General features: G+C 62.0%; 2 protein-coding genes and 2 pseudogenes. All 4 read left to right on the top strand.

Features of this window, described 5'->3' with window-relative positions; all coding sequences use genetic code 11:
* Positions 1-192: pseudogene (locus ACXJKO_RS31080) on the top strand (IS110 family transposase); the annotation flags it as partial.
* A gap of 16 nt (positions 193-208) precedes the next feature.
* Positions 209-394, top strand: a pseudogene (locus tag ACXJKO_RS31075) (IS3 family transposase); the annotation flags it as partial.
* A 57-nt stretch (positions 395-451) separates the two neighbouring features.
* On the top strand, positions 452-1,309 hold the full coding sequence (locus tag ACXJKO_RS31070; protein ID WP_457094860.1) for a tyrosine-type recombinase/integrase: 858 nt from the start codon (positions 452-454) through the stop codon (positions 1,307-1,309).
* Positions 1,306-2,705: recombinase family protein (locus ACXJKO_RS31065; RefSeq protein WP_457094859.1), on the top strand; the 1,400-nt coding region annotated here is incomplete at its 3' end. The genes ACXJKO_RS31070 and ACXJKO_RS31065, both read left to right, overlap by 4 nt.

Below are 2,705 nucleotides of genomic sequence, written 5' to 3'. Positions count from 1 at the left end.
GCTCTGTATCGTGTGGTCATTAGCCGGATGCGCAGCCATTCTCCCACTCGTGACTACGTCCGCAAGCGAACGGCAGAGGGTAAGGGCAAGATGGAAATCATTCGCTGTCTCAAGCGCTTTGTCGCACGGGAGATCTTCGGCTATCTGTGCCGCACCAGCAGGCCTCCCGCGGCAATCTCGGCAATCTCTTGACCTCTATAGGAGCATCAACGCGGTCGTCGAGAGCTTCTTCAAAAGCTTGAAATCAGAATTGGTCTGGCGCACCGTCTTCCAGACGAGAGCCGAGGCCAAGAAGGCGATTGGTTGTTACATCGATGGCTTTTACAACCCCGTCCGACGCCATTCGACACTCGATTATGTCAGTCCCGTTCAGTTCGAAAGGCTGGCCAGATAGCTACCAAACCGCTCTCCACTTAAGCGAAGCAAATCCAACCTGCTCTGGACCGGACAAGTGGATCAGAGCACCAGCCCCGCCGATCGAGTCACCCGTGAGACGGTTCGCGCCTATAATCGCCATCTGGAGACGTTTGTCGCCCCACGTACGCGCCTGTCGATGCTGGTCGGCCTCAAGGTGATGATGCAGGCCATGGCCCCTGATCGGAACTGGCGCTGGCTGCAGGATGCCTGCAACCGGGTCCAGATCAATGCCAAACCAAGCAAGGACAATCGGGCCCGGATGCGCCCGACGACTGAGATTTTTACAGCCGCGATCGTGGAATTGGAGCGGTTCTCTGCCGATACGCTGTCGCTCAAGCAGGCCCTGGCTTACCGTGATGCCCTCATGCTCGCCCTTTTGGCGGTCCGGCCGCTGCGGGTGAAGAACTTCGCTGTCTTGGAGTTAGGGCGTCATCTCGTCAGCACCGAAGGCGGATGGCTCATCACCATCTCCGCGGAGGAGACCAAGACCCGTCAGCCGATCAGCTTCGAGCTGCCCGGGCCGCTTGTGCCCTGGTTTGAGCGCTATCTAGTCGAGGTGCGGGTGATGTTTCCTCAGGCTGCCGAATCGTCCAGGCTGTGGCTGGGCAAGGAGGGTGTCATGCGCGACTCGCACGCTGCCTATCACCGGATCACCCGGCTGACCCGACGCCTGTTCGGGACTCCGATCAATCCGCACCTCTTGCGCGACTGCGCTGCCTCGAGCCTCGCCGCCGCGTCCGCCGACATGGCCCGCGCTGCCGCACCGCTGCTGGGACACCGGCATTTCTCCACGACCGAGCGCTACTACATCCAGGCCGACAATCTCGCGGCGAGCCGACGCCTCGGCTCGATCCTCGACAAACTCAAGGCTGCCTCGGAGGACCTCGCATGAAGCGCGCCGCCATCTACGCCCGCTATTCGAGCGAGAATCAGCGCGACGCCTCGATCGAGGATCAGCTTGAGGTTTGTCGCCGCTATGCCGCGCAGCATGGCCTTCAGGTCACAGCGACTTTTCAGGATCGCGCGCTCTCCGGCGCCAGCAGCAACCGACCCGGCTATAGAGAGCTGCTGGCGCAATCCAGACGAGGGGCTTTCGATGTGGTGATCGTCGAGGCCCTCGATCGCCTGGCGCGCACGCTCTCCGATGTGGCGAGCCTGCATGACGAGCTGCAGTTCCATGGCATGAGCCTGCATGCGGTCAATGTTGGCGCAGTGACCACGATGCATGTCGGCATGCTCGGCACGATGGCACAGATGTTCCTCTCGGACTTGAGGGAGAAGACCAAGCGCGGTCAGCTGGGCCGGGTGCTGCAGGGCCGCGYTGCCGCCGGCAAGGCTTTCGGCTATGACGTGGTCGAGGATACAGAGAGAGGAGGCCGGGCCGTTAATCCGGCCGAGGCGGCTATCGTTGAACGCATCTTCACGATGTTCGCCCACGGCGTGAGCCCGCGCGCAATCGCCCGGCGGCTGAACGAAGAGCATGTCCCTGGGCCCGAGCACCGCCCCTGGCAGGACACGACCATCCGCGGCCAGAAGGAACGCGGCACCGGCATCCTCAACAACGAGCTCTATATCGGCCAGCTCGTCTGGAACCGCTGCTCGTATGTGAAGGACCCGAGGACGGGCAAACGGGTGGCACGGCCGAACCCGCCGGAGCGGTGGGAGCGAACAGCAGTGCCGCATCTGCGCATCATTGACGACGCGCTCTGGAAGGAGGTGAAGCGACGGCAGGAGACGACGGCGTTCGAGATGGGTCGGGACGAGAGTGGGAATGCGCTCAACCGCGCTCATCGCCGCCGCTTCCTGTTGTCAGACCTGCTGGTGTGCGGCTGCTACGGGGCAGGTTACACGATCATGGCCAAGGATCGGTACGGCTGCGCCGGGCGGCGCTCAAAAGGTATCTGTCAGAACGACCGCACGATCAGCCGTCAGGCGATCGAGGCACGCATCCTCAAAGCCCTGAAGCAGAATCTGCTCACGCCGGATCTGGTGTCGGATTTCACCCGTGCTTATCAGGAGGAGGTGAACCGGCTGACCAAAGAGGCAAGTGGCAGGGCCGCAGAGGTCGAATCAAAGCTCGTGGCCATTCAACGCAAGATCGATGGCATCATGCGCGCGATCGAGGACGGGCTGTATCAGCTGTCGATGAAGGCGCGCCTGGCGGAATTGGAGACGGAGAAGCCGGCCTTCATTTCTTCGAGAGATGCCGGCCCGACACTGCCGAACGTTTCGGTGCATCCGAACCTTGCTGCACTGCCGAACGTTTCGGTGCATCCGAACCTTGCTGC

The organism is Microvirga sp. P5_D2 (assembly GCF_054049475.1).
Note: the sequence above shows the minus strand (reverse complement) of the source record. Positions and strands in the feature narration are given on the sequence as shown.